This is a genomic window from Segatella buccae ATCC 33574 (genome assembly GCF_000184945.1).
Lineage (GTDB): Bacteria > Bacteroidota > Bacteroidia > Bacteroidales > Bacteroidaceae > Prevotella > Prevotella buccae.
The window spans coordinates 100,051-126,246 of sequence record NZ_GL586311.1 but is presented as its reverse complement, the minus strand read 5'-3'; the positions used below and the strand labels follow the sequence as shown (position 1 = coordinate 126,246).

Annotated in this window: 26 protein-coding genes and 1 tRNA gene; 8 read left to right on the top strand and 19 right to left on the bottom strand. The window is 49.7% G+C overall.

Annotation, left to right across the window (positions count from 1 at the left end; genetic code table 11):
* Positions 1 to 114: 114 nt before the first annotated feature.
* Together HMPREF6485_RS00510 and HMPREF6485_RS00505 are read right to left on the bottom strand one after the other, a co-directional pair.
* Entirely contained in the window at positions 115 to 1,278 is a 1,164-nt protein-coding gene (locus tag HMPREF6485_RS00510) for an AI-2E family transporter (RefSeq protein ID WP_004344010.1), read from the bottom strand.
* Positions 1,253 to 1,861: a thymidine kinase gene (locus tag HMPREF6485_RS00505; protein ID WP_004342160.1), complete on the bottom strand. Its 609-nt coding sequence runs from the start codon at positions 1,859 to 1,861 to the stop codon at positions 1,253 to 1,255. Before HMPREF6485_RS00505 ends, HMPREF6485_RS00510 begins: the two co-directional genes overlap by 26 nt.
* Positions 1,862 to 1,955: 94 nt before the next feature.
* On the opposite strand from HMPREF6485_RS00505, the gene rsmI reads away from it, so the two are divergent.
* Together rsmI and HMPREF6485_RS00495 are read left to right on the top strand one after the other, a co-directional pair.
* Entirely contained in the window at positions 1,956 to 2,645 is a 690-nt protein-coding gene (gene rsmI / locus HMPREF6485_RS00500) for a 16S rRNA (cytidine(1402)-2'-O)-methyltransferase (protein WP_044125667.1), read from the top strand.
* Between the two features lie 13 nt (positions 2,646 to 2,658).
* The gene (locus HMPREF6485_RS00495; RefSeq protein ID WP_036927898.1) at positions 2,659 to 3,510 is read left to right on the top strand and encodes a Cbp1 family collagen-binding glycoprotein adhesin; all 852 of its coding nucleotides are present in this window, start codon (positions 2,659 to 2,661) and stop codon (positions 3,508 to 3,510) included.
* Positions 3,511 to 4,016: 506 nt separating this feature from the next.
* Here HMPREF6485_RS00495 and HMPREF6485_RS00485 read toward each other — a convergent pair.
* From HMPREF6485_RS00485 to HMPREF6485_RS00470, 4 genes are read right to left on the bottom strand one after another with little or no spacing between them, the layout of a single operon-like run.
* Complete coding sequence (locus HMPREF6485_RS00485; RefSeq protein WP_004344005.1) at positions 4,017 to 4,460, bottom strand: nucleoside deaminase; 444 nt, start codon at positions 4,458 to 4,460, stop codon at positions 4,017 to 4,019.
* Positions 4,364 to 5,392 (bottom strand): hypothetical protein, encoded by a 1,029-nt coding sequence (locus HMPREF6485_RS00480; protein WP_004344004.1) that lies wholly within the window; start codon positions 5,390 to 5,392, stop codon positions 4,364 to 4,366. The genes HMPREF6485_RS00485 and HMPREF6485_RS00480 overlap by 97 nt, the downstream gene beginning before the upstream one ends.
* Positions 5,393 to 5,410: 18 nt before the next feature.
* Positions 5,411 to 6,196 (bottom strand): hypothetical protein, encoded by a 786-nt coding sequence (locus HMPREF6485_RS00475; RefSeq protein WP_004344003.1) that lies wholly within the window; start codon positions 6,194 to 6,196, stop codon positions 5,411 to 5,413.
* A complete protein-coding gene (locus HMPREF6485_RS00470) occupies positions 6,189 to 6,932 on the bottom strand; it encodes an ABC transporter ATP-binding protein (protein ID WP_004344002.1) in 744 nt (247 codons plus the stop codon). The genes HMPREF6485_RS00475 and HMPREF6485_RS00470 overlap by 8 nt, the downstream gene beginning before the upstream one ends.
* A 140-nt stretch (positions 6,933 to 7,072) precedes the next feature.
* Here HMPREF6485_RS00470 and HMPREF6485_RS00465 point away from each other — a divergent pair, with 140 nt between their 5' ends.
* From HMPREF6485_RS00465 to pyrH, 3 genes are read left to right on the top strand one after another with little or no spacing between them, the layout of a single operon-like run.
* Positions 7,073 to 7,450, top strand: coding sequence for a YraN family protein (locus tag HMPREF6485_RS00465; RefSeq protein ID WP_004344001.1), 378 nt, complete (start codon positions 7,073 to 7,075; stop codon positions 7,448 to 7,450).
* A gap of 16 nt (positions 7,451 to 7,466) precedes the next feature.
* The gene (locus tag HMPREF6485_RS00460; protein WP_004344000.1) at positions 7,467 to 8,201 is read left to right on the top strand and encodes a biotin--[acetyl-CoA-carboxylase] ligase; all 735 of its coding nucleotides are present in this window, start codon (positions 7,467 to 7,469) and stop codon (positions 8,199 to 8,201) included.
* Positions 8,202 to 8,247: 46 nt separating this feature from the next.
* Positions 8,248 to 8,958: a UMP kinase gene (gene pyrH, locus HMPREF6485_RS00455; protein ID WP_004343999.1), complete on the top strand. Its 711-nt coding sequence runs from the start codon at positions 8,248 to 8,250 to the stop codon at positions 8,956 to 8,958.
* A 339-nt stretch (positions 8,959 to 9,297) separates the two neighbouring features.
* Here pyrH and HMPREF6485_RS00450 read toward each other — a convergent pair whose 3' ends face one another.
* From HMPREF6485_RS00450 to HMPREF6485_RS00440, 3 genes are all read right to left on the bottom strand, one after another.
* Positions 9,298 to 9,540: a DUF4834 family protein gene (locus tag HMPREF6485_RS00450; protein WP_004343998.1), complete on the bottom strand. Its 243-nt coding sequence runs from the start codon at positions 9,538 to 9,540 to the stop codon at positions 9,298 to 9,300.
* Entirely contained in the window at positions 9,537 to 10,289 is a 753-nt protein-coding gene (locus HMPREF6485_RS00445; protein WP_004343997.1) for a CDP-alcohol phosphatidyltransferase family protein, read from the bottom strand. The genes HMPREF6485_RS00450 and HMPREF6485_RS00445 overlap by 4 nt, the downstream gene beginning before the upstream one ends.
* 71 nt (positions 10,290 to 10,360) lie before the next feature.
* Complete coding sequence (locus HMPREF6485_RS00440) at positions 10,361 to 11,053, bottom strand: phosphatidylserine decarboxylase family protein (protein WP_004343996.1); 693 nt, start codon at positions 11,051 to 11,053, stop codon at positions 10,361 to 10,363.
* Positions 11,054 to 11,191: 138 nt separating this feature from the next.
* Between HMPREF6485_RS00440 and dnaE the strand changes: the two genes are divergently transcribed.
* Together dnaE and trxA are read left to right on the top strand one after the other, a co-directional pair.
* Positions 11,192 to 14,914 carry a DNA polymerase III subunit alpha gene (gene dnaE / locus HMPREF6485_RS00435; protein ID WP_004343995.1) on the top strand — a complete coding sequence of 1,241 codons (3,723 nt, stop codon included), beginning with the start codon at positions 11,192 to 11,194 and terminating at the stop codon, positions 14,912 to 14,914.
* Between the two features lie 89 nt (positions 14,915 to 15,003).
* Positions 15,004 to 15,318 carry a thioredoxin gene (trxA, locus tag HMPREF6485_RS00430; RefSeq protein WP_004342193.1) on the top strand — a complete coding sequence of 105 codons (315 nt, stop codon included), beginning with the start codon at positions 15,004 to 15,006 and terminating at the stop codon, positions 15,316 to 15,318.
* A gap of 130 nt (positions 15,319 to 15,448) precedes the next feature.
* On the opposite strand, the gene tsaE is transcribed toward trxA, so the two are convergent.
* From tsaE to HMPREF6485_RS00395, 7 genes are read right to left on the bottom strand one after another with little or no spacing between them, the layout of a single operon-like run.
* A complete protein-coding gene (gene tsaE, locus HMPREF6485_RS00425) occupies positions 15,449 to 15,862 on the bottom strand; it encodes a tRNA (adenosine(37)-N6)-threonylcarbamoyltransferase complex ATPase subunit type 1 TsaE (RefSeq protein ID WP_004342195.1) in 414 nt (137 codons plus the stop codon).
* Between the two features lie 4 nt (positions 15,863 to 15,866).
* Positions 15,867 to 17,474, bottom strand: coding sequence for a T9SS response regulator signal transducer PorX (porX, locus tag HMPREF6485_RS00420; RefSeq protein WP_004343994.1), 1,608 nt, complete (start codon positions 17,472 to 17,474; stop codon positions 15,867 to 15,869).
* A 3-nt stretch (positions 17,475 to 17,477) separates the two neighbouring features.
* Complete coding sequence (porW, locus tag HMPREF6485_RS00415) at positions 17,478 to 20,810, bottom strand: type IX secretion system periplasmic lipoprotein PorW/SprE (RefSeq protein WP_004343993.1); 3,333 nt, start codon at positions 20,808 to 20,810, stop codon at positions 17,478 to 17,480.
* On the bottom strand, positions 20,791 to 21,621 hold the full coding sequence (locus HMPREF6485_RS00410) for a metal ABC transporter permease (protein ID WP_004343992.1): 831 nt from the start codon (positions 21,619 to 21,621) through the stop codon (positions 20,791 to 20,793). The genes porW and HMPREF6485_RS00410 overlap by 20 nt, the downstream gene beginning before the upstream one ends.
* Positions 21,618 to 22,004, bottom strand: coding sequence for a hypothetical protein (locus tag HMPREF6485_RS00405; RefSeq protein ID WP_004343991.1), 387 nt, complete (start codon positions 22,002 to 22,004; stop codon positions 21,618 to 21,620). The genes HMPREF6485_RS00410 and HMPREF6485_RS00405 overlap by 4 nt, the downstream gene beginning before the upstream one ends.
* Positions 22,001 to 23,248: a 3-phosphoshikimate 1-carboxyvinyltransferase gene (locus HMPREF6485_RS00400; RefSeq protein ID WP_004343990.1), complete on the bottom strand. Its 1,248-nt coding sequence runs from the start codon at positions 23,246 to 23,248 to the stop codon at positions 22,001 to 22,003. The genes HMPREF6485_RS00405 and HMPREF6485_RS00400 overlap by 4 nt, the downstream gene beginning before the upstream one ends.
* A gap of 21 nt (positions 23,249 to 23,269) precedes the next feature.
* A complete protein-coding gene (locus HMPREF6485_RS00395) occupies positions 23,270 to 24,448 on the bottom strand; it encodes a zinc-dependent metalloproteinase lipoprotein (protein WP_004343989.1) in 1,179 nt (392 codons plus the stop codon).
* 110 nt (positions 24,449 to 24,558) lie between these two features.
* Between HMPREF6485_RS00395 and HMPREF6485_RS00390 the strand changes: the two genes are divergently transcribed.
* Positions 24,559 to 24,631: transfer RNA gene (locus HMPREF6485_RS00390), tRNA-Pro, on the top strand.
* A gap of 197 nt (positions 24,632 to 24,828) precedes the next feature.
* On the opposite strand, the gene HMPREF6485_RS00385 is transcribed toward HMPREF6485_RS00390, so the two are convergent.
* From HMPREF6485_RS00385 to HMPREF6485_RS00375, 3 genes are all read right to left on the bottom strand, one after another.
* Complete coding sequence (locus HMPREF6485_RS00385; RefSeq protein WP_239664127.1) at positions 24,829 to 25,221, bottom strand: DUF2335 domain-containing protein; 393 nt, start codon at positions 25,219 to 25,221, stop codon at positions 24,829 to 24,831.
* A 34-nt stretch (positions 25,222 to 25,255) separates the two neighbouring features.
* Positions 25,256 to 25,471 carry a hypothetical protein gene (locus HMPREF6485_RS00380; RefSeq protein WP_239664128.1) on the bottom strand — a complete coding sequence of 72 codons (216 nt, stop codon included), beginning with the start codon at positions 25,469 to 25,471 and terminating at the stop codon, positions 25,256 to 25,258.
* 186 nt (positions 25,472 to 25,657) lie between these two features.
* Complete coding sequence (locus tag HMPREF6485_RS00375) at positions 25,658 to 25,984, bottom strand: hypothetical protein (protein ID WP_004343985.1); 327 nt, start codon at positions 25,982 to 25,984, stop codon at positions 25,658 to 25,660.
* Positions 25,985 to 26,196 lie beyond the last annotated feature (212 nt).

Here is a 26,196-nt window from a genome sequence, read left to right as displayed (position 1 = left end):
ATCTTTACCAATGAGGCAAAGGTTTCGGCTTTGTGCATCTGTAAAAGCGAGTGCAAAGGTACGATGTTTTTTTGAATTGAACAAATTATTCTGCCTTTTTTGTTAAATACGAATTCATTTTTGAGGTTTTTGAGGTTCTGAATGTATTTGGAAGTCTGGAGAATCGGAATCGCTTGCGGAATGCTCATTGGAGATACTGGATCTCTTTGGAGCATGTTCTTTGGTCACATAGCGTTGCCAATAGGCTATGATGAGTGTGGTGAGAGGCAGGGCTATGATGAGTCCGATAAAGCCGAGGAGAGTTCCCCACACCGAAAGACTGAGCAGGAGAATGGCCGGATTGAGCCCCATAGCCTTACCCATAATCTTGGGTGTTGTGATGAAGTCGGTGATAATCTGAACCACAATGAATACAATGACTGCAAGTCCGAATACCCACCAAAAGTTTTGTCCTGTATCGGCAGCTTTGAGCATGGCCAAAAAGGCTGTGGGAATCAGTGCAAAGGTGTGAAGGTAGGGTACCAAGTCAAGGATGCCAATGAGGATACCCAGGCCGATGGCCATCGGGAAGCCGATGATGGTGAAACCGATACAGAACATGATGCCCATGCAGAGGGCTACCAATCCTTGTCCGCGAATGTAGTTGTTGAGTTCGCGTTCTACATCCTGCATCAGTTCGTGCCAAAATGGACGATTCTTTTGTGGGAATATTCTTATCCAGTTTTGCGTGAGGTGTTCGTAGTCGAGAAGGATAAAGAACATATATAATAAGGTGATCATGGAGGCGATGATGCTCATGACCACGCTGGCCGTTTGTCCCACAAACGAAAAGAGCCGTGGCATGGCTGTCTTGATGGCATCACTGAAATCGCGGCTTTTAAAAAACTTTTCTATTTCCGATTGGTTAGCCTGCAACCATTCTTGTATGTAGGTGGTGAGGTTGTTGGTGTGTGTGGTTGTATGAAGCCATTTGGTGGTCACTTCGCCGAGTTTCTCAAACTGTTCTATCATAGGGGGAATGATGAGATAGATTACTCCGGCGATAACTGATATGACGAGTATCATGGTGACGATGATGGCCAATGCACGCACTTTGACATGCAACCGGTATTGGATAAATTTCACGATGGGATAGAGCAGATAAGCAAAAAGCCAAGCGATGAAGAAAGGCAACAGTGCACCGCTCAAATAGTTTACAAGATAGAGAACGGCAAGGATGAGTGCTCCGATCCCCACCCATCTCACAAGTTTGTCAAACGTAATCTTTTGTTCGTTCATGTTCTTTTTCCTCCTTCAATACCTTTTGGTAACAATCCCTGCAAAGCGGTTCATACTCCATTTTCTCACCGAGCAGCACCCGGCGGTCGTTATGCACCAAACGGTGGCTGACATAGGCCAGTGCTCCGCATTTCACACAGATGGCATGCACTTTGGTCACGTCATCGGCAATGGCGCAAAGTGCGGGAATTGGGCCAAACGGTAATCCCTGGAAGTCCATGTCGAGACCTGCTATGATGACGCGCACACCCCGATTGGCGAGCTGGTTGCACACACTTACCAAACCGTCGTCAAAGAATTGAGCCTCGTCAATGCCCACCACATCGATATCCGACGCTAACAGCAACAGCGAACCGGAAGAGTCGATGGGGGTGGAACGGATAGAGGTGCGGTCGTGGCTGACGATATCTTCGTCCGAATATCTTGTATCGATAGACGGCTTGAAAATCTCGACCTTTTGCCTGGCAAACTTGGCCCGTTTCATCCTCCTGATAAGTTCTTCGGTCTTGCCGGAGAACATGGAGCCGCACACCACTTCTATTCTTCCCGGGCGGTGAGCTTCTCCCGTTAAGTTTTCCATCATAATGCCTGCAAAATTACAAAGACGTTTTAAAAAATGCAAAGAATTAAGTCCCTTTTTTGTATTCATGGATTATTTAGCTACATTTGTAACATCTATGGGTACATTGTATATAGTGCCTACTCCTGTAGGAAACATGGAAGACATGACGCTTCGGGCTATCCGGATACTGAAGGAGGCCGATCTCGTGTTGGCAGAGGATACTCGTACATCGGGTATTCTGTTGAAACACTTTGATATCCAAAACCACTTGATGTCACACCATAAATTCAACGAGCATGGCACAGCCTCAGGCATTGTAGAGCGTCTCAAAGCGGGGCAGACAGTGGCCCTTATTAGCGATGCGGGCACTCCGGGCATCAGTGACCCCGGCTTTTTCCTTGCCCGTGAGGCTGCCCGCGCAGGCATCACTGTGCAAACCCTTCCCGGGGCTACGGCGTGCATACCTGCCATTGTTTCGTCGGGACTGCCTTGCGACCGCTTTTGCTTTGAAGGTTTTCTGCCGCAGAAGAAGGGACGGCAGACCCATTTACAGTCGCTTGTAGATGAAACGCGTACGATGATTTTCTATGAATCGCCTTATCGCTTGCTCAAGACGTTGGGGCAATTTGCCGAAATCTTTGGGCAAGACCGCCAGGTGAGTGTGGCCCGTGAAATCTCGAAATTGCATGAAGAGAGCGTGCGCGGCTCTTTGACAGAGGTCATTACCCATTTTCAGGAGACCGAACCTCGGGGAGAAATTGTCATTGTACTTGCAGGAAAGAATACCAAAAAGAAAATAACTTAAACGAAAGATTATGATGAAAAAGTTGTTGTTCATTGCTTGCATGGGCGCATTAGTCATGGCAAGCTGCACCGAAAACAAGAATGCCAACCAGTTGGCCGGTATGACACAGAACGACTCGTTGAATAAGATCATTGAGCAAAAAGACAATGAAATCAACGATATGATGGGCACGCTGAATGAGATTCAGGAGGGTTTCAGACAGATCAGTGAGGCTGAAAACCGTGTCAGTCTGATGAAAGATGGTGAAGGGGCCAACCGCGCCCAACAGTTGCGTGAGAACATCAAGTTCATTTCCGGGCGTATGAAGGAGAACCGCGAACTTATCGAAAAGCTCCGTCAGCAGATGCGGGAAAGTTCGATGAAGGGCGAACAGTTCAAGAAGACCATCGAAAGCCTGATGAAGCAGCTTAGCGAAAAGGATCGCCAGCTACAGCAGTTGCGTGTGGAGCTCGACTCTAAAGACATTCACATCTCCGAACTCGATGAGACCATCAACAACCTGAACACCGATGTGAACAATCTGAATGCCGAGAGCACAAAGAAATCTGAAGTCATCAACGAGCAGGACAAGCAGCTCAATACGGCATGGTTTGTCTTCGGCACGAAGAAGGAGTTGAAGAACCAGCGTATCATCGAAGACGGAAAGGTGCTTCGCTCTAATTTCAACAAGAACTATTTCACCAAGATTGACATCCGTGTGGACAAAGAGATCAAGCTCTACTCCAAGTCGGCCAAGCTTCTTACGGCTCATCCGGCAACCAGCTACACGCTGCAGCGCGATGCCAACAACCAGTATGTGCTGCGCATCACCAATCCGCAGATTTTCTGGTCAACAAGCAAATACCTCGTGGTGCTTGTGAAGTAGCAGCCGGTAGTTTTTGTAAAACGATTTGCAGTTTTTCGGCTTCTGTATGTGCGATATTCTCGCCGAGAGACCGGCTGGACGAAAATATGCGAATTCTGGAGACGCTTCTTGCCTGTTGATAATCAGCAAGTTGAATTTTATCAACATATTTTTGAGTCTGAAAACAGGTCTGAAAGAGGCCGAATGAACCTGCAAAAGGGCCACAGTTGCGACGCAACTGTGGCCCTTTCGGTTCCCAACTGTGGCTCTTTTGCAAACTCGAAGGGCCCGAACCTGAAAAACGGTGGGGTTTTTAGGTGGTTTAAAGTCGGTTTTCCTCTCTGGTTGGAGAATTTTCGCAACTCTGTTTTTGTAAAGCTTGTTCTTACCCGTGTCGATAGCCACTTATCATGATTGGCCAACATTCTCTCTGTCGTCACCCATGGGTTGGATTATTCCCAGGCCTATCCGATAATGATTATAAGTGCTTTCGCTCTGACGGGCCCGATCTTTTGAGGGCGAAAGTGTTATCGTTTGTCTCTGAAAAACTTTTGCATCAGTTCCCGGCATTCATCCTCAAGAATGCCTCCCACAATATCTGCTCTCGGGTGCATGGCGTGAGGGGCGTAGTGCCGGTAGCCACGCTTCTCGTCAGGGGCGCCATAGACGATGCGGGGCACTTGTGCCCAACCGATGGCTCCGGCACACATCGTGCAGGGCTCTACCGTGACATAGAGGGTGCAGTCGGTCAGGTATTTCCCTCCGAGCAGATCGGCTGCCGCTGTGATGGCCTGCATCTCGGCATGGGCTGTCACGTCGTGCAGTGTCTCTGTCAGATTGTGTGCCCGCGATATGATGCGCCCTTTGCACACCACTACCGCCCCAATGGGGATTTCACCTTTTTGGCAGGCTGCTTCGGCTTCTTGTAAGGCCTTTCGCATGTATTGTTCGTCGATTTCGAGTTGTTCCATTTGTTTTGCGCTGTTCCTTTAATATTTGTTTCTTCCGAGATTCCTTCCAGCGTGATGTTGAGCAACGTTCCGGAAGACGGGATGGCCGTTATACTCTTGAATGTCTGGTGGTCAAGGCTGAGATCTCCGGTTCCATTCACTGTTACATGCTCCACACTCGATTTCCCCGTGGTGGAAAGTGTGGACGAAGTGTATTGTTCTTCCTCTGTATATACTTCGAACGTCAAGTCGCCGATGCGCGTGTTATCCAGTGTCAGGCAGCGCTCCATAACCGCGATATGGGCCTTCCGGATGTTGCAGTTGACCAAAGACAAAGACAGACTGTCTGCAAAATTGAAGTTTTCGCTATTCAGATTCTCTATGGTCAATGTATATGCTGTGTGAAGCCTGAGCCTTTTGCCTTTCGGAGAGTCGTTGTCGCTGAGTAGCGTCATGAGCTTCTCCGTCGGCATCACGATTGTGACGGGAATGTCACTGATGGTGTATGCGTTCAACATCTCGTCTTTTTCCTGAAACCCTCCATATTTTTTGTTTTGGGAGATGATTTGTCTGCCCCCCTCTGTCACAAAGTCCTTGAACTTTCGGGCGAATCGCAAGGAGATGTCACTTCTGTTTCTCTTTCCTGTGACTCCCTCTGTTTGGGCGGTGATAAGGTCTTTAGGATATGTGATGCGGACCCCTTTGGCATGATCGTCCACCCGAATCGTAATGTCAAAAGTGTAGTCGCCGAAGAGTCCTTCTTCCTCGTAGTCATCCTCGGCTCCCGGTTTCATGAGAAAGGTCAGACTTGTCAAGTCCTTCAAATTGATGGTTTCCGTGTCGTCTATGCTCAAGGTCTTGGTCTTCACGGAAGAAAGCAGACCGGGCAGGGTGCTCCAAAAAACGAAACCGAAGACTATCGCGGATATAGTGATGATGGTTGTCCTTTTCATGCTTTTTCCTCCTCTTGTTTAGTGATGGTCGATGATTTCCATTTCCTTATATCGCTGATAAGACAGCCACCAGTTCAACAGTCCGTGCAGGATGAGCCACAGATTGGCGATGGTTTTCAGAAGGGCCGATTGCCTGTCGGATAGATTGATGAACGGATCCATCACTCCCAATAATACGAAAAAGAAAAGCATGCCGATAATAAATATACAGATACTTGTGGCCAACAACGGTCGTTTGGGGAAAAAGAAACTGCCCAGCACGAACCATGAGGTGAAGAAGAAATAGAAGAACCACATGGTAGGATAGGTCTCCCGGTCGGAAATACTTTTCGGGATGATGCTGACAAAGGAGACCGAGACCTTCGGCAACAGCGGTGCAAAAATGGCCACGCGCACCAAGTCGGCCAGATAGAAACAGGCGAAGAATACGACGATATAGCCCACCACGTAAAGGAGCCATCGCGCCAGCCAACTCTCAAATGGGCTGACGGGCGTTGTGAGCACGTGGATGCGCCCGGCTTTCCGCTGCCCGTCGGTGAACAATCGGGAGGAGGAGATGCAGCCGCCAACAAGGAATATCAGAGCACCGGTGAAGAAAAGCGTCTCTCGTGCCGGGTCATAGTTCGATTCAGGATTTTCCAGAGAAAAGTAATAGGAGTAGGAGGATAAAGCCGTCCATATCTCTGCGACAAGCATGATGCCCAAAAGAATGGCCGTTGCCACGCAGATGGTGCGCCAATGCTCGGTCAGCAGCTTGCGAAAATAAGCCCGAAACCGCCGGGGTGTGAAAAAATCGTTAGTCATTGTGTACCTCCTTTCCTGCCATTGCCTTCTCAAAATAAGTCTCAAGATCTATCTCTCCATTCGTTATCGTGCCGTCGGCAGTCTGCTCTTCGACTATTTCCTCCGCTTTCACATTGCGGATAATTTCGCTACGGTCGATGAGAAGTATTTGGTCGAGTATGCTCTCAACGTCTTTCACCTGATGGGTGGACACCACAAACAGACGGTCGGGAGTAAGTCCCTGCGTGATGAATTCGCGGAACTGGCGCTTACCGGGGATGTCGAGCCCGTTGGTGGGTTCGTCCATCAGCAGCACACGAGTGTGGGTCGCCATGGCAAAACTCATGAATATCTTCTTGCGCTGTCCGAGCGAGAGGTCGCCGAGATGCGCATCTGCCGTCATGCCGAAAGTCTTCAGGTAGCACTCCATGTCGTCCATCGAAAACCGGGGATAGAAACAACTGTTGGTGGAAATGTATTTCCGGAGGGTCACAGCCGGCAGTTCAAACTCGTCGGGCACGAGGAATATCTCGCTTGTGGTCGTCGGGCGACGCTTCCGTACATCATTCCCGTTCAGTCGCACACCGCCGACCGTGGGAGTGAGCAGTCCGGACATTAAATATAATAAGGTGGACTTGCCGGCGCCGTTAGGGCCGAGAAGTCCGTAGATATGCCCCGGATTCAGTGTCAGACTGAATTTGTCGAACACCGGTCTTTTGCGTCGGGGATAGTAGAATGTCAGATTCTGTATTTCCATAAGAGTGCATGTTGTTGATCCACCTTATTTAGGGCGGCTCATTCTCTGTAAACAACTGTTTGGCGGGTACAAAAATACGAAAAATAGTTTGACCATGTTAGATAAAATTGCTATTTTTGCATGATTAACTGTTTAAAAACATGGCCGAACATAACGAATTGGGAAAATGGGGCGAAGAGCTGGCCGCCAAATATCTTGAGCAGAAAGGATATGTGATTCGCGACCGCGACTGGCGGCAGGGAAAGCTCGATCTCGATATTGTGGCCGTGGCTGATGATGGAGAGACGGTGGTGTTCGTGGAGGTGAAAGCGCGGAAGACCAATGCTTTCGGACAGCCGGAGCAGGCTGTGGATGCCAAGAAAATCAAACGGCTAGCCCGTGCAGCCGATTCTTATGTGAAGTCGCTGGGCGTGTCGGCTCCGTTGCGTTTCGACATTGTGTCCATCATCGGCGACCAAAAGGAGGCACAGACGATAGAACACATCGTGGATGCTTTCAATCCTATGGTCATTGTGTGATAAAAAGAAAATACGGATGAAGACAAACATCATCAGACTGCAAACCGTTGACTCTACCAATCGCTATCTGCACGATTGTCCACCGGTCGGTGAGGAGGAAATGACCGTGGCCGTAGCCGACTATCAGACAGCCGGGCGGGGGCAGGGCACTAACACGTGGGAGAGCGAAGCCGGGGCCAATCTGCTCTTTTCGCTCATGGTGCATCCTTGTTGGATGCCTGTGGGCCGTCAGTTTCTGCTTTCCATGGCCGGGGCCTTGGCTCTGAAAGAGACGCTCGATACCTACAACGACTTCGTTACGCTGAAGTGGCCCAACGATGTGTATTGGCGTGACAGCAAACTTAGCGGCACGCTCATAGAGACCACCGTGAACAGCCGGGGCATCGGCCGTTGCATCTTCGGCATCGGACTGAATGTGAATCAGCGCGAGTTCCGCAGTGACGCCCCCAATCCCGTTTCTCTCTATCAGCTTTTAGGCCGCGAAATAGATCGCGAACACCTGCTCCATGAAATTCTCCATGCCTTCGAGCACTACTACGAATTGCTGCGGCAAGGGCGTTACGGCGAGGTGTCGCAACGTTATCATGAAGCTCTCTACCGCCGTTCGGGCTTCTATCGCTATCGCGACAAAGACGGTGAGTTTGAGGGGGCGATTGTCGAAGTGGAAGACGACGGACACCTCATCCTTCGCGACCGCGAGGGGAGCATACGCAGCTATGCTTTCAAGGAAGTGGAATTTGTGAGGAGTTAAGAGTGGGAGCTGAAAGTTAGAAATTCACATTATAAAATAGATAATTATGGCAAGATTTAAACGCATTCTGCTCAAATTGAGTGGAGAGAGCCTGATGGGCAAGCAGAACTACGGCATCGACGCAGAGCGTCTGGACGATTATGCCCGGCAGATTAAGGAAGTGCACGAGATGGGGGTGCAAATAGGCATTGTGATTGGCGGGGGCAACATCTTCCGCGGGTTGAGCGGCAGTCAGAAAGGTTTCGACCGTGTGAAAGGCGACCAGATGGGTATGTGTGCCACGGTAATCAATTCGCTAGCCTTGAGTTCCGCTCTCGGTGCGATAGGTGTCAAAACGAAAGTTCTCACAGCCATCCGCATGGAGCCTATAGGCGAATTTTACAGCAAGTGGAAAGCCATCGAGGCTATGGAGGCAGGTTATGTGTGCATCTTCTCGGCCGGCACGGGCAGCCCTTATTTCACCACCGATACGGGCAGTTCGCTTCGCGGCATCGAGATTGAGGCCGATGTGATGCTTAAAGGCACGCGCGTGGACGGCATCTATACGGCCGACCCAGAGAAGGACCCCACTGCCACGAAGTTTAAGGACATCACTTTCGATGAAATCTATAATCGCAATCTTCGGGTGATGGACCTCACGGCCACCACCATGTGTAAGGAGAATCGTCTGCCCATCTATGTGTTCAACATGGATATCGTGGGCAATCTCAAAAAGGTGATGGATGGCGAGGAGATAGGCACCCTCGTGCATGAATAGAATCATGTCTCCGTCGGCGAATGTATAATGGGTTACGGCGAATGATGCGGATTATGCGAATGTAGGCGTGAGATAAATTCGCCTCATTCGCTTTTTTCGCTGACGAATGTATGGTTAACGGCGAATTATCCGAATGACGCGAATGCCGGTGTGAGATAAATTCGTTTAATTCGCTTCATTCGCCGACAAAGAAGTGGTTGACGGCGAATTGTGCAAATTATACGAATGCTGCGTGAATAAATTCGCTTCATTTGCCGACGGAGATGTTGGTAACGACGAATAAAATAAGATACACCGGAAAAGGCGGGAATGCAAATGAGGGCGGATAATTCTTGACCGTTATTCTTCCTTGAAGTCTACATATTCCCCCTCGTTTTCAGGAATAATCTTCTTGTTGGTCTCTTCGGGAGTGCGCCGGTCGATGATGACATTGTCGCCCACTTTGGCCTCGCGTTGTTGGGGCCGTTCGCGGAAGCGGTGGGTGGCATCGTGCAGTTGCCGGTAGATGCGGTAGAGTGCCAAGCCGACAAAGACGGTGATGGCAACGAAGATGAACAGTAAAAATTGGAATATGGCTGTCATAATGACGCGTCTTGACGTGGTTGGGAAGTAGAGTCAGGATTGCTGCCTGAGAGATACAAAGCCAACGAGGCAAGGAAATAGAGTGAAATGACCATCCAGAAGCCGTTGAGCAAGCCAAACACAATCAGCACGAGAGCGGAGAGGGCGGCAAATACGTATTTCACTTCGTTGCCTTTCCATCCCCAGTGTTTGAATTTCAAGGCAAACATGGGCAGTTCGCAAACGAGTAGCCAACTACTGAGACACACCATGAGGAGCACTACCAACAATGACCAACCATGCTGCATCCATCCGGGATTGGCCGTGATGAGCGAGCCCCAGAATAGAGCATTGGCAGGAGTCGGTAAGCCGATAAAAGAGGTTGTCTGCCGCTCATCAAGATTGAATTTGGCCAGTCGGAGAGCTGAGAAAGCCGCCATGACGAAAGCAAAGTAGGGGAGAAATTCGCGATAAGGCTCCAGAAAGGCAGGATATTCCATCACCCAGAGTTGGGAGAAGATGATGGTGGACGGCGCCACACCGAAAGTGATGTCGTCGGCCAGCGAGTCCAACTCCTTGCCGATGGGCGAGGAAACACCCAGCAAGCGTGCGCTCATGCCATCGAAAAAGTCGAACACGGCACCGATGATGATCCATGTGAGTGCCCAGCGGGGAGAGCCGCCGAAGGCGCAGGCGGTGGCTATGCAGCCCGAAACGAGGTTGCTGCAGGTGAGGGTGTTGGGAATGTGTTTCGTGATTGAGTTTGCCATCCTTGATAAAATATAAAAACGCCCAAGCTCTCTGCCAAGTAGGCCGTAGGCTTGGGCGAACGGTTGTTCTGTTATTTCAGTTTTGCTATAATGGTTTGGTCGCCCGTGGTGGGTTGTCCCATCTTCACGCAGACCTCCGTGCCCAGCGGCAGGAACACATCGACACGTGACCCCAGTTTGATGAATCCCAAATGCTCGTCGATGTAGCATTCCTCACCTTCCTTGGCGTAGGTGACGATGCGGCGCGCCATGGCGCCGGCTATCTGACGGCAAAGGATGTCCACCCCATCGGGCGTGGTGATCATCACGTCGGCATGTTCGTTTTCCTCACTGGCTTTGGGCAGCCATGCCTTGTGGTAGTTGCCGTCTTCGTGCTTCACGAATTTCACCTTTCCGTCAACGGGAAACCAGTTGGCATGTACATTGAAAAGACTCATGAAAATGGAAATCATCAGTCGCTTGTCGTGGAAATATTCCGTCTCTTCCACCTCCTCGATGACCACCACCTTGCCGTCGGCCGGGGCCACGACTATCTTGTCGGTATCTTCCAGATTGATGAAACGTTTGGGACACCGGTAGAAGTTGAGCACAACGCCGTAGATGATGGCAAACACGGCCACGAAGCCCCAGAAAGGAACTTTTGTGGGCACGGCATACCACAGCAGCAGCGCAATGGCCACAATGGCCACGGCACTGAAGACGAGCGTGTCCGTCCCTTCGCGATGTATTCTGATTTTCTTGAGTTTCTTTATTCTTTTTCCCATTGAAGGTTCAGGTTTTCAATTTGTTTGCAAAGATAGTTTTTTTTTATGACTGCCGCAAATTTTTCAACTCATTCTTTTGGCTGTGTCAGGTTTTAGCCGTAACTTTACACTCCGATTTTAAAACAATATTGACAGCCGATGGAAGATTTTGTACACTTACACGTACACACCTATTATTCTATCCTCGACGGCCAGTCGAAGATAGCCAATCTTGTGAAAAAGGCCGTGGACGACGGTATGCGCGGCATGGCACTTACCGACCACGGCGTGATGTTCGGCATCAAGGAGTTTGCCGACATCTGTGCCGGACTGAACAAAGAGCGCAAGAAAGAGGGGAAGGAGCCTTTCAAGCCCATCTTCGGCTGCGAGATGTATGTGGCCCGCCACCGTAAGGAAGACAAGGTGAAGGAGCACGGCGACAACTCGGGCTACCACCTCATCGTGTTGGCCAAAAACTACAACGGGTACAAGAATCTCATCAAGCTCGTCTCGCGTTCGTGGGTGGACGGTTACTACTATCGGCCGCGTACCGACCGCGAAGATCTGGAGAAATATCATGAAGACCTGATCGTCTGCTCGGCCTGTATAGCCGGCGAAGTGCCCGCCAAAATACTGAAAGGCGACATCGCCGGTGCGCGCGAAGCCTGCGAGTGGTATCATCGGGTGTTCGGCGACGACTACTATCTCGAGCTGCAGCGCCACGAAGTGACTGACCCCACGGTTCTCGCCAATCGCGAAACCTATCCCTTGCAGCAGCGGGCCAACAAGGTGCTGATAGAGTTTGCCAAAGAATACGGTATCAAACTCATCTGCACCAACGACTGCCATTTTGAGGACAAAGAGACAGCCGAGGCCCATGACCACCTGCTTTGTCTTTCCACTCAGGCCGACCTCAACGACCCCAACCGCATGAGATATTCTAAGCAGGAGTGGTTTAAGAGCAAGCAGGAGATGAACGACATCTTCTCCGATATCCCCGATGCGCTCACCAACACGCTTGAGATTTTGGACAAGGTGGAGTTTTACAGTATCGAACATGGGCCCATCATGCCGTTTTTCCCCATTCCGGAAGACTTCGGAACGGAGGAGCAGTGGCGGCAGAAATTCTCGAAAGAGGAGCTGTATAAGGAATTTACGTGCGACGAGAAAGGCGAAAATCAGCTCTCGCCAGAAGACGGACAGGCCGTCATCGACCGTCTGGGGGGCTATGACAAGATTTATCGTATCAAGTTTGAAGCCGACTATTTGGGCAAGCTTGCTTACGACGGGGCTAAAAAACTTTACGGAGACCCGCTCTCCGAAGAGGTGAAAGAACATATTGACTTCGAGCTCCATGTGATGAAGACAATGGGCTTTCCGGGCTACTTTCTCATCGTGCAAGACTTCATCAATGCGGCCCGAGAGAAATTGGGCGTGATGGTGGGCCCGGGGCGTGGCTCGGCTGCCGGATCAGTGGTGGCCTACTGTCTGGGCATCACGAAGATAGACCCGCTGAAATATGATTTGCTGTTTGAGCGTTTCCTGAACCCCGACCGTGTGAATCTCCCCGATATTGATACCGACTTCGATGATGACGGGCGTGGGCGGGTGCTGCAATGGGTGATGGACAAGTACGGACACGAAAACTGTGCGCACATCATCACATACGCCAGCATGGCCACCAAAAACTCCATCAAAGATGTGGCGCGTGTGGAGAAACTGCCGCTCGAACGTTCCAATGCCCTCTGCAAGGCTATCCCCGACCGTCTGCCCGATGGGGCCAAGATGAATCTGACCAACGCCATCAAGTATACGCCCGAATTGCAGGAGGCCGCCGTGTCGATAGACGAGCGCGAGCGGAACACCATCAAATATGCCAAGATGCTTGAAGGGACGGTGCGCGGAACGGGCATTCACGCCTGTGGCTTCATCATCTGCCGCAATCCCATCAGTGACTGGGTGCCCATCTCCACGGCCGATGACCCTGATTTCCCTGACAAAAAGACGGCAGTGACCCAGTATGACGGCCATGTCATCGAGTCCACCGGACTCATCAAGATGGACTTCTTGGGGCTCAAGACCCTCTCAGAGTTGAAGGAGGCCTGCAAGGTGGTGAAACAGACGACCGGCGACGTGGTAGACTTGGACAACATTCCCATTGACGACGAACTCACTTATAAGCTCTATCAGGAGGGCCGCACCATCGGCACATTCCAGTTTGAGTCGGCAGGTATGCAGAAGTATCTGCGCGAACTGCACCCCACGGTGTTTGAAGACCTCATCGCCATGAATGCTCTTTACAGGCCGGGGCCCATGGACTACATTCCCGATTTCATCAAACGAAAGAACGATCCTTCGCTCGTGAAATATGACATTCCCTGCATGGAGAAATATCTGAAAGACACCTACGGCATCACGGTGTATCAGGAGCAGGTAATGTTGCTTTCGCGACAGTTGGCCAACTTCACCCGAGGCGAGAGCGACGCGCTGCGAAAGGCCATGGGAAAGAAGAAAAAGGCCATCGTAGATGCGATGAAGCCGAAATTTATCAAGCAGGGACAGGAGAACGGCCACGATCCGCAAGTGCTCGAGAAAATATGGAGCGACTGGGAGAAGTTTGCCTCGTATGCTTTCAACAAGTCGCATGCCACGTGCTATTCGTGGGTGGCCTATCAGACGGCCTACCTTAAGGCTCACTATCCGGCCGAGTTTATGGCCGCACTGATGACCCGCCGATTCAGTCAGATTACGGAAATCACTAAGCTCATGGAGGAGTGCAAGTCGATGAATATCTCCACGCTGGGGCCCGATGTGAACGAGAGTTACAGCGGCTTCGGTGTAAACAGAAAAGGAGAAATCCGTTTCGGACTCTCTGCTATCAAGGGCATGGGCACTGCGGCTGCGGAGGCCATTGTCAGTGAGCGCGAGAAAAACGGGCCCTACAAAGACATTTTCGACTTCGCCCAACGGGTGGACTACAGCTGCGTGAATCGCAAGGCTTTCGAGAGCCTGGCACTCAGTGGCGGGTTCGACGGTTTCGGACTGCAACGCGAACAGTATATGGGTGTCAATTCGAAGGGAGAAGTCTTCCTCGACTCGTTGGTGCGCTACGGGCAGCGTTATCAGCTCGACCAGCAGCAGGCAACAAACAGCCTGTTTGGGGGTATGGACATGGTGGAGATAGCTACACCTCCGGTGCCGAAGGGGGAGGTGTGGAGCACGATAGAGAAACTTAACAAAGAGCGCGACCTCGTGGGCATCTATCTCTCGGCTCATCCGCTTGACGAATATACGGTGATACTGAAAAGTATATGCAACACCAAATGTATGGAGGTGGGACGTGACAGTGACAAAAAGGCACTGGCAGAGCGTGAAGAACTGACATTCGGTGGCATTGTGACCAATGTGAGCGAGCGTTTTTCCGCCAAAACCAACAAGCCGTTTGGTTTTGTCACCATAGAAGATTTCGATGTACCGGGCGAATTGGCACTCTTCGGCGATGATTGGAGCAACTGGAAGGGACGGCTCACGGTGGGTTGCACCGTCTTTGTCACGGCTAAGTGCGTGCAGCGTTTCTCCTACAATCCCGATCTGCTGGAGTTGAAGGTGCAGAACGTGCAGTTTCTCAACGATGTGAAGAACACACGTATAGAACGCTTGACTATCTCGATGGACAGCGATGCGGTGGACGAGACGCTGGTCAACGACCTCTCGACTATCATCAGCGACAACCCGGGCCCCACTCAGGTGTTTTTCCAAATACGTGACTTGGAGACTAACAGCTTTGTGTCGCTGCGTTCGAAAGACAAGACCGTGGATGTGAGCAAGGCACTGGTTAACTACATTGAGTCGCATCCCCAGATGCAATTTCACATCAACTGACGGTTGGCATGGTGTTTGCAGAACACATGGAGAGCGCTGCTCACTCGATTGAATAAATTAAACAACAGTTAATAAAAAGGAATAAAGAAATGGAAGTAAAGATCACAACCGAGAATTTCGAGACTTATAAGAATGGCGAACTGCCATTGGTGGTTGACTTGTGGGCAACGTGGTGCGGCCCCTGCCGGATGGTGGGTCCCGTCATCTCCGAACTGGCCAATGACTACGACGGTAAGATTGTTGTAGGCAAGTGTGATGTGGAGGAGAACGATGATGTAGCCATGCAGTTTGGTGTGCGCAACATCCCTACGATTCTCTTTTTTAAGGGAGGGCAGTTGGTAGACAAGTATGTCGGTGCCGCCAATAAAGAGACACTTGACGAGAAGTTCAAACAGCTTCTGTAAGTAGAAAACAGCGAGGGCAAATGAATAAAATTGATTTGCCGTTACAATAAGAAATCCCGCAAGGACACATCGCCTTGCGGGATTTTTGTTGGTTGGTATAGCGCGTGTCAGCCGTGTCGGGAGGGCTGCCTCAGACTGTCTCCACAGTTCTTGTTCCGTCTTCCTCCTCACGAATAGTCACTCGCACGGCATCCCCGGGCAGGAGGTTTTCTATCAACTCGGGCCATTCAAGGAAGCACAGGTTGTTGCTGTAGAAATAATCTTCATAGCCCATGTCGTAGACTTCCTCTATTTTTTTGATTCGATAGAAGTCGAAATGATAGATGGGGGTTCCCGAAGCGGCCGTGTATTCGTTGACGATGGCGAACGTGGGGGAGGTGATGACATCGTCCACTCCAAACACTTCGCAAATGGCTTTGATAAATGTTGTTTTGCCGGCCCCCATCTTTCCGTAGAAAGCGAACACCTTGCTGGTGCCCATGTTGTCGACAAACTGCTTGGCGGCAGCATGGATGTTGTCTAATGAATCGATCTTGATTTTCATATTCTTATCTTTTTCTTGGATTCAGTGTGATGAGCGGAACGAGCATTTCTTCCATGGAAATGCCTCCGTGCTGGAACGTATCTTTGTAGTAGGACACGTAGTAATTGTAGTTGTTGGGATAGGCAAAGAAGTCGTCGCCCGTGGCAAACACATAGGAGGTGCTCAGATTTGGGGCCGGCAGATGTGCCTGCGAGGGATTCTTGATGGCAAACACCTCTTTTGGATTGTAGGCCAAATTTTTGCCCAATTTGTAGCGCAAATTGGTGTTGGTGTTCCTGTCACCGATGATTTTAACAGGGGTGGAAGCACGGATGCTGCCGTGGTCGGTGGTGACGATGACTTTGAAATGTTCTTGAGATAACCTTTTAAACACCTCTGACATGACGGAATGGCGTAGCCAGCTGAGTGTGATGCTACGATAGGCCGACTCGTTGTTAGCCAACTCGCGCACCATCTTGGATTCGGTGCGGGCGTGGGAAAGCATGTCAATGAAGTTGATGACAAGCACGTTGAGATCGTTGTTCTTGAGTTCGTTAAACTTTTCCAGAAACCGGTCGGCACCACCGGAATCGTTCACTTTGTGATAACTAAACGTGTTGTGACGCCGATAACGGTCGAGCTGTGTCCGGATGAGTGGACCCTCATTGAGGTTTTTGCCTTCCTCTTCATCCTCGTCCACCCACAAGTCGGGAAACATTTGGGCTATCTTGTTGGGCATCAGTCCGCTGAATATCGCATTGCGGGCATATTGGGTGGCTGTGGGGAGGATGCTCATATACATGTCTTCCTCGATGTCGAACATGTCTCCCAAGTCTGTCTGAAGCATTTTCCATTGGTCGAAACGGAAATTGTCTATTACGATGAAGAACACCTTTTCTCCTTGATCCAGCAGTGGGAAAACTTTTGTTTTGAACACATCCGGACTCAACACGGGTCTTTCTGCGACAGAAGATCCTTGGAAGGCGGAGCTGCTACGCTTATCTGCCGTTGTGGTCAGGTTGAAAGGGTTCATCCAGTCCAGATAGTTTTTGGCGACATATTTGGCAAAGCCGTTGTTGGCCTCTTCTTTTTGCATCTGCAACATCTCGGTCATGGCACTTTCCGTGCTGCTCAGCTCCAATTCCCAATGCACCAAACGTTTGTAGACATTCATCCAGTCGGTGTGGCTGCGGCAGTCGGCTATCTGCATGGCAATCTCTTGGTAGCTTTGCTGGTAGCCGCTCTGCGTCACCTCGGTGACGATCTCTTTCCGGTGGATATTCTTTTTTAGTGTGAGCAATATTTGGCTGGGATTGACGGGCTTGATGAGGTAATCGGCTATTTTCGAACCGATGGCTTGTTCCATGATGTTCTCTTCCTCGCTCTTGGTACACATCACGACCGGTGTGGAAGGCTGAATCTCTTTCAGTCTGTGGAGTGTTTCGAGTCCGCTGAGTCCCGGCATCATTTCATCGAGTAGGATGAGGTCGAATGTTTGCTGGCGACATAGGTCAATGGCATCTGAGCCATTGTTGACTGTCGTTACTTCATATTCTTTCTTTTCAAGAAAGATGATGTGGGCCTTGAGGAGTTCTATCTCGTCATCAATCCAAAGTAATAATCCGTTGCTCATATCTTAAAATCCGTCTAATTCGTAATATTCATCCTCGAGATCGAAAGTCTGCTTCTTCTTTTCCGGTTTGTTTCGGTCATTCTTACCGGATTTGCCGGTGTTTTTACCACCGGTGAATGTGCCGCCAAACCCGTCATCAAAATAGACTCCTGTATCCTCTTTCTTGGGTTGGGGCTTCGGAGACTGCTTGGGCGTGGAAGCCGGTTTAGGGACCACCGGTGTCTTGCCGGTAGCGTTCGGTTTACCGATCGGGGTGGTCTGTTTGCTGCCCGTACCCGTCGGTTTGGCGGGGAGAGTGGCTGGCTTGACCGGTGTAGCCGGTTGGCTTGGCTTGGCAAGCGGGGCTTCGGGAATAATGATAGTGCCTTTGTCCACCGGCGTTGGTGTCTTTTCCTCGGGGATGATTAGTGTCCCCGTATGCGTAGGGGGCACATTGTTCTGTTCGGGGAGTATGTCAAGGCCGTTATCGATGAATCCGTCTTCATCCAATGTGCGGTCTATCTCTTCGGGAGTAGGCTCCGTTTCAGATTCTTTCTTTGTCGCAATCTCGGCTGGTTCGGTGAGCAGACGGAAAGTGGAAACCTTCAGAGGTGTAAAATGTTTGGAATAGAACTTGGCATAGTCGTCGTAAGAGAAACGCGTCCCGAGTAAGTCTATGTTGGGCCGGCTGATGATGATGGAGCGACTGTTGCCCAATAGTTTGGCAATGCCGGATTGTTGATAGAGCTGATGAGCGTATTGCAAGGCCTCGTCATAGTTGCGGAAGCCGCTGACCGCCATGCGATGGAGACCGTCGACATCTTCGATATCAATATCGAAATTGCGCACCAGATAAGTTGTGAAGTTGAATTTAGCCAATTCAAAGAGCAGCCGGTTTTCGTTGAGGGAGTCGGGGGTGTAAACCACCATAAAAACGAAGTCGGCATTCCGGTCGGTCGAAAAAAACTGTTTGGCAATGGAGTCGCTGTCGTTGAGCACAATGCTTCTTCTGTTCCACACGTCACCCAAATCAAATTTTCCCCCACGCAAATGGCGTCCGGCATTCACTCCATTAACGATCATGCCGGCCATCTCGCTGATGCGGCTATTAGGATACGATTCAACCACCCGTTTCATATTATCCACGCAGCCCGTAGCATCTCCATTATTGAGCTTGCTTAGACCGCCGATGAACAGGAATTTGTCCCTGTTGGCACCCATGGGAAAGCGTTCTTCGGAGAGGCGCATGTTGCTTTTCACCTCATGGTATCTATCGGCCTTGAATGCCGCGTAGGTGGCTGCATAGAGCGAGTCTTCTATATGAACGCCGAATCGGGCATTCTCTTTAAAGTAGGGGTCGGTAAGCAAGGCTGTCCATCGGCTCTTGGGATAACCTCTTTTCAGTTTGTTGATATAGCTTTCAGCCACTGTAGGCATGCCCATGCGTGAATAGAGCAGGAAGAGATGATAATAAGCATCGTCTAAATGCTCAAAGTCGGGATAGTTGTCTACCAACCGGCGCAGTGCTTTCTCGCTCAACCGGAGCTTGTCGAGCTGGTCTTTGAATATGACGCCTGAATTGTAGAGCCCGTCTTCGAGAATCTTATTGCTGGCTTCCATCTGTTCGGGAGTGAACGGAATCTGCGCCAGATAATACTCCCGGCGATGAGGATCATTGTGGGCACTGTCGGCTATCTGCGCTAGAGAATCTTTCATCTCTGCCGCCCGAACAAGCGAATCGCGCATGGCATCAGTCATATTTTCAGCTCCGCCGACATCCATCACAACCGTCCGGTTGCTTCTTTGCCAGTTGTCTACATTTTCTCGCTTGCCCCATTGGCGTTGGAACACAGACTTTCCTTGGCTCACTGCCGTGGGATTATAGAAATACCATGTAGTGCTTGTAGTTGCATTGGGAGATGTCACGTTGGGCAGATTCGGCCTCATTGCGCCACTGTTCTGTTGTTGAGTCCGATTGCTTTCTGCTTCGGCTTGGGCCGCACGCTCTTCTTTCTCCTTTTTCTTCAAAGCGGCGATGACCCGGTCGATGGCAGCATTGCGGTCTTTCTCATTCATCTTAACCAAGGCTTGGAGCGAATCTTGCAGTTCGACGGCCTCGGTGTGTGGTACCAATTCGTCGAGTACTTTGGAGCGTTGGGAAAGCACTGCATAGTCTTTGCGATCTTTGTCAAGCAGTCCGATGGCTTCACCATAGCAACGCCGGGCATCGCTGAATTTCTCCCGATTCCAGTAGAGGTCGCCCAAGTGGAGCAACAACACACCTTTCTCCACCCCGTTGCGCGTAGCTTTTCTGCTGCCCTGTTCGTAGGCTCCGATGGCGTTGGCGGTATCTTTTTGTGCCAAGTAGATGTTGCCGATGGCGTAGTACACCTGATCAAGATACTCTTTGTTGTTGTCATTGGCTGCCATTCGCTTCAACTTGGCAATCATTTTCTTCGACTGGCTTCCTGCCATAACCTCAGACATGGCTATGCGGGCATTGAAATCCAACTCGTAAGGCGGACTTAGCCGCACCACCCGGCGAAAGGATTTGTAGGCTTCCTGCCTATTTCCGATAGCGGCATACAGCTGCCCCATGAGATACCATTCACGGGCACGCTGCTTGCGCCGCATCTCGTGGCGGATGACTTTTCTCAAGTAGGGTATGGCTTTTCTAAAGTCGCCGGAGTGTATGTAGTAGTCGACGTATGTATAGTCCCATTCTTTTTGGGCTGCCCAATGGATGGAGTCACGCTGCATGTTGCGAATGACATCCTCCGCATCATACATCCATCCTTGTTCTATGTAGCATTTGGCAAGCCATGCGCGGGCACGGCCGTAGATGGCCGGTTGGGTTGCGTAGAGTCTACTCATGTAGGCGAAAGTGGAAGCCGCCTCGTCAAAGGCTCCGCTGTGGAACTGTGCACGCCCCATCAGCAGCCACGCTTTCCAGAGAAAAGGATTGTACTCGCGCCGGTTGAGCCACTCTATGTCCTTGGCGGTTTTGCGCCGGCTCTTGGTCCATTCAGGCCTGCGTTTGATGCTGTGTTGGTGGATGGCCTTTTCGCTTTTTTCTATGGCGCGTTGAAAGTTTGACAGCCCCAGTTCCCTACTGCCTTTGTTGCCCACGGTGTAGAGCGGAATCAGTTCTGTAAAGTTGTCTTTGTTGCCCTGCTCTTTCTCCAACGAACCATCGATATAGGCCATCGAACCATTATAGTAGGTGTTGTAGAGAGTCGTGAAGGATTGCCACCAACGACTCTGCGCGGTGTTCTTCTGTGTGCCGCATCCTGCAATGGTCAGTGCAGTCACAACGGTCAACAAGACGGCGATATGTCTATAGTCGGTTAGTCTCACGTTTATAGAACTTCAAACAAAGGGTTTTTATTGTCTTGGCAATAGCGTAGACAATGACACCGACAAAAATGATGGAGGCTCCCGAAGGCACGTTGAGCTGATAGCTGATTGCCAGCCCTATCAGACAGTCGGCCCAGCCGATGGCGATGCTAAGGAATATCATGCGCCGGAAACTGAACGTGAAAAGGTTGGCCGTCATTTGCGGGATGGTGAGCAGACTGATGGCTAGTACGATGCCCACCATGCGGAGCGTGGAGACGATGGTCATGGCGATGAGTGCCATCATGAAATACTCTATCAGGGTGACGGGCAGATGTTGTGAACGGACGAAGATGCTGTCGAAGGCCACGCTCACTATCTGGCGGCAAAAAAAACTAAAGGTGGCGACCACAATGGCAGTAAGAATTCCCAGCAACCATAGATCGGCTGTCCCGATAGTCAAAATGCTTCCGAAAAGGAAAGAGGGCAGGTCGGGCATAAAACCGGGTGTGAGGAAACAACAGATGATGCCCACGCTCATGCCAAGCGTCCAGAAGACGGCTATGGCCGAGTCTTCGCGCACATCGCTGCGCTTTGACAGCCACTCCACTCCGCAGGCGCTTAATACGGCAAACACCATGGCCGACAGAATGGGGTTGATGCCGCTGAACACCCCGATGCCGATGCCGCCGAACGACGCATGGGTGATACCGCCGCTGATGAAGACCAAGCGACGTGTCACAATGTAGGTGCCAATAATGCCGCAGAGAATACTGGCAAGCAGCGAACCCAGCAGGGCATTTTGAAAAAAAGCGTATTCGATGATGTTCATAAGAATGCGAAAACTTCGTCCTTGAGTTGGTTGGGGATATTAATGCCGCGCAGGGTCAGGCTGCGCGTCCATCCTTTCACCTCCTCAGGCTTCATCGTGTAGAGCACTTCCGAAAACTGTTCCACTTCCCTCTCGCTGTAGGCATCGGCCGGGCGTCCGGCGAAAGCGTCGAGTTCTTCGTCGTTGTAGTATTCTATGTCCTTGACAGAGGCTTCCAACATACATTCCTGCTCACACTTGCTGTTCTCTCCGTTACATGTGGTACAGTCACCTTTCTTGACGACGATACATTCTTCATCGCCTTGGCTGTTGCGGTTACCGATCCAAGTGAAAAATCCGACAAGCAGACCGCCTGCAACGAGAGCCAATAACAGATAAATCATACTTCCTCAATGTTGAATCCCGCTTTGCGCAAATCGTCCCAATAGTGGGGATAGGATTTGCTCACCACGCCCGGATTGTTGATTCTCAACCCGGGAAACCGACAGGCAGCCGGGGCAAAAGCCAATGCCATGCGATGGTCTTCGTAGGTGTCGATAGGTTGCAGAGAGGGCGTGCAGCGCTCTCCTTCCCAGCGCAGGGTGTTGTTGTTCTCGTCTTTGATGAGATAGCCCAATTTTTTCATTTCGGCTTTCAAAGCCTCTATGCGGTCGGTCTCCTTGATTTTCAGACTGGCCAAACCAGTAAACGTGAAGGGAATGTCCAGCAACGCACATGTCACGACAAAAGTCTGTGCCAAATCGGGCGAGCCCGTGAAGTCATAGTCAAGGCGGGGCAGCAGGCAGCGATGGCGGGTGAGGGTTACAGTTGTGGGCTGCCCCTCTTCCTTGTTGTCGAATGTCGTCTTCACACCCAACAAACTGAAAAGGTATTTGACTACCGAGTCGCCTTGCTTGGAGCCGTCTGTGAGTCCCTTTAGTTTGATTGACGAACCGGAGGCTCCCTGCAAGGCAAGCATTTCATACCAATAGCTCGACGCGCTCCAGTCGTTCTCGATGAGATAGGGATGAGACTTGTAGACTTGTGGCCTGACAGTGATGATGTCCATATCCGTCCATTCCGCTTCGGCACCAAATTCTTGCATCGTCCAAAGCGTGAGGTCTATGTATGGACGGGAGATGATCTCTCCCATGAGGTGCAGTTCAAGTCCTTCTTTCAGTGCCGGCCCGATCATCAACAATGCGGAAATATATTGCGAACTGATGTTTCCCGGCACCTCCAAGCGTCCGCCTTCAAGCGTTTTGCCATTTATGATGAGAGGTGGAAATCCCGTCTCTCCGGCATATCGGATGTCGGCTCCCAGATAGTGCAGGGCATTGACGAGCGGTGCTATAGGCCGCCGTTTCATGCGGTCGGTTCCCGTAAGCAGGTGTTTGCCCTCCGTCACAGAAAGATACGCCGTCATAAACCTCATGGCCGTACCCGCGGCTTTGATGTCGATTTCGTAAGGCATTGCGGCGAGGGCACGTATGATGACTTCCGTGTCGTCACAGTCGCTGAGATTGTCCGGTAGAGTGTCTCCGCCCGCAAGTGCATGTATCATCAGCACTCTGTTGCTGATGCTTTTTGATGCCGGAAGATTGATGGTTGCCTGAATACGTTCCGGGGCGGTGATTTTATATTGCATGTATTAAGAAGATTTTCTTTTTCATTTAACGATGGTGATTGGCAGGTCGTAGGGCTTGCCGTTGTCGGCTGATGCGCGTGTTGCCGGAGGCACACCGTTGGCACCGTTTTTCTTGGGACCGGGTATCAGCGGACTGTAGTAGAGCACGTTTCTCACCCTTTTCTTTTGGTCGGGCGTAAATCTGAAGCTGTAACTGATAGCATAGTCCATATAGTTCTCCGAGAGGAAACTCTCGTTGCTGCAGTTGATGCGCTTGGCCACATCCTTCATCTGCACCTGCTCATGATTCTGCTTTTTTTGTTTGATATATTGCGTCAGCATTTTGTTATATTCCAAGATGTTATAGCTGGGAGTGTCTTCACAATAGTCAGTGTCCTGGCAGTCGTCGATGCTTGTATATCCCTTGTCGTTCTTTTCTTCGGCAAACACATGGTGCAGGCCGAGATAGTGCCCCAGTTCGTGTGCCAAGGTCACGTTGACATCGGCCGATGAATATTCATAGCCTTTTTTCCCCTTGTCGGCCAAAGTATAGCGTGTAGACTGAGTGTTAATGATCGATTTCCCGTTGTGCAGACTGCTGTTGATCGACGTGCAAGGGGCGTAAGACAATCGGTTTTTGGGAATTTTGCGATATTCCGTCGTTTCCAGTCCGGCCAGCGCCGAGTCGCTTTTGATGGTCAGTGGCATGTGTGAGATGCCCAGCAGAAGCCCACTCTTTTCTTCTTCCTTGAAATTGTACACCATTACATTGATATACTCATTAGGATCCCAAATATATTTAAGGTTGCTTTTCTGCTTCATGAAGTCATAGGCATCTATAGGGTAAGTGCCTTCATATTTGATATATTCCACTCCCGGAATGGGCATTGTCTTTCCCGCCTCGTCTTGTTTGGCCAACACAAAGTGTACCCCCATGTTCTCGCTTTCGCCGTATATGTTGCCCTTCCAAAGGTCGTTCACGTTCTGCAAAATCTCTTTCAGTCTGTTCGCATCCACGTATTGCGACTTGTCGGAAGCATCTTGATAAAGCACATGAAACACCACCGGCAACTGATAGACATACGACTCGTCAAGTTTAGCCGTCGTGTTGTCTTCGTCTTGGTCAATGCCCGCCGTCTCGAGTGGCAGGTCGTCTTCACTTTTGCACGAGACCAAAAGGAGTCCCACAACCATTAGAAAAAGGAGGAGAGGATGCTTCATATCTTGGATTTTATATGGTGCAAATTTACGATAAATCACTTAAAAGGCAAAATAAAGTGCTATAAAATTTGCAAATGTCAGAATAAGTGCGTACCTTTGCGCTCGCAAATCGGGATTTAGCGCAGTTGGTAGCGCACGCGTCTGGGGGGCGTGAGGTCGCTGGTTCGAGTCCAGTAATCCCGACTTTGATGAGAAAGGGTAGGAAACCGCGAGGTTTCCTACCCTTTTCTTTTTTGTTCCTAAGTTGATAGAAAAAATATCGGCTGACCCCGTTTTCCTATTTGTTTCGGTAAGGTAACAAAATAGTCAGAGAGTAAGAGTTGGAAAGTAAAGAGAAAGGCGAGAACAAATCTCACCTTAATGGTATTTTTTTACCCAAATTATTTTTTACTTTTAGCAGAATCCTTACCAGCTTCCACAAAGGTTGTTATTACAGCTAAGATTGCAGTCCCTCCAAAGATTCCTGCAAACCACGGCTTATTCAAGTATAGGGCAAAAGCAGCAACCCCCATGAATAAAATAAGAGATAGAAAAGCAAAAAACATCCCCCACCAATTCATACGAGTGTTCTTTCGTTCTGAATTTTTCAGAAGCTTCATTTTTTCATCATCCATACGATGGCGGTGGGCTTGTTCCTTGACAGAAGTTTCTATCAAAAACCTGACAATATCGGGGTCTATTTGTTGATATTGAGCCAACTCTTGGGGAGAGGGCAGAGAATTGTCATCAACGGAAACTGTCTGTTCGAGCTGCTTTCCTGTTGAATCTCCCATAGAGACCTGCGTCTCTTTTCTGCTAATAGATTGCTTACCCATTGATCAGAATAAGGTTATTAAAGCTCTTGCGAATATCAGCTTCGACTTTCTTTTTGTCTTGCAAAAGACTTTCGATGTCATCACGGCGGTCGGACGTTCTTTCCATCATCTCCTTTTTAATGGCTTTGACGGCTTCAGACTCCGAATGAAACTGTCCTTTGGAAGCCTTTCCGAACACACGTATGCCATTGGCAGCAAATTCTTGCATCTTTTCCAATATACACATATTCATGCCTCCTTTATATAAAAATGATTACTACGCCACAAAGATAATCCTTTTTTCCCATAGCACCAAGTTTCTAACGAGTTTTAACTTCGAAATGGTGAGCAGAATTGATTTTTTCTCTTTCTTTTTTTAAAAAGAAATGTAAGTATACTCATACCTTATCAAATACTATCTCTTTTTATTTTTATTTAGATAGTCCTCTATCTCTTTTTGAAGAGTGGAAAGCTCATTTTTAGAGAAGATAGGTGCTATGTATCTTTCATCTATCGTTTTCCATTCAGATTCACATTCCATTTGATCCGATAGACATTTAAATGCTGTAATTTCGTGTCTTGCCTTTTCCCCATTATTATTGTTTACATGAATGAATTCTAATTTAGAGCAATCTAATGGGGAACGAAATTTTACGATGACATAACCTTCCCATGTATTATCAGCAATCTCTAAACAAGCATACGACTTACAATCATTTTTATTTATAAAAAACTGTTTCATGTGTGAGCGTTTTGCCAACTGTCTCCCAGAAGTAAGCGGTTAATATAAATAGTAAAAGCGTGGGAACTATTGAATGTTGTCTTATCTGAGGTTCTGCAATACCCACTACCAAACAACAAACAATAGCCCACACCGTGAGGGATATTATGCCCTTGGTAAGGGTACAATAATCCCAAGCGTGAGCGTACTGCCTATTGTCTTTGGTAGTTGAA